At 58.0% G+C, this 696-nt stretch carries 1 protein-coding gene; it reads right to left on the bottom strand.

What is annotated here, in order from left to right; genetic code table 11:
* On the bottom strand, window positions 1–696 hold a 696-nt coding region (locus ACOCD2_RS24140), incomplete at both ends, for a dynamin family protein (protein ID WP_305801677.1).

Genomic DNA, 696 nt, shown 5'->3' with positions numbered 1-696 from the left:
GCGGGTACGGAAACCAGGCGTTCCAGGTCATCCACCGTCTGGCTGACATCGATAAGGCCCATCTGTTCGGCCGCATCGCGGGATACCATCTTGTTTTCCTTAATCTTTCCCAGCTTACTGAACAAGTCTTCGCCATCTTCCACGTTCAGGGGAATATGTTCCCAGCGCTCCGGCTGGGTTTGCAGATCCGTCAGGCTGATGTCATCCAGACGGGTTTCGATGGGCAGCAGGCGCAAATAGGGTTCTTCGAGGTCGTCCTGAAAGATTTCGGTGGGACACATGGTGGTGCGACCGGCGTCTGTCGGGAGCAGGCGGAAATTGTGGTCGCCGAAGAACAGGGAGTTGATGAGTTCGGTCTTGCCGCGGGAAAATTCGCCGACTACGGCGACGGTAACGTGGTTCTGACGCAGCGTGATACCTGCGTGCTGCAGGGCTTTTTGCGCCTGAGAGGTAAACAGGCCCTGCTGTTTCAGCCAGGCTTCCAGTTGCTCCATGGTATGCAGCTGCCGCATTTTCCAGCGGCTGAAGCCCTGAAGCTGACCTTGTAGTTTACCTGTTCCCATCCGGTTTTCCCCCGCTGCCAGCCATGGAGAGCGAAGCGAAGGCTGGTAGACCCCAGTAGCTGCGAGGCCGCACTGTTTTCCCGGCGTGCCTTGCGCCAGAGGGAAAACAAAGTAGGCCTCCGAACGCGGCGTC

This window comes from Thiolapillus sp., assembly GCF_048562965.1.
Classification (GTDB): domain Bacteria; phylum Pseudomonadota; class Gammaproteobacteria; order Chromatiales; family Chromatiaceae; genus Thiolapillus; species Thiolapillus brandeum_A.
The sequence above is the reverse complement of the archived record's forward strand: the minus strand, read 5'-3'. Positions and strand labels throughout refer to the sequence as shown.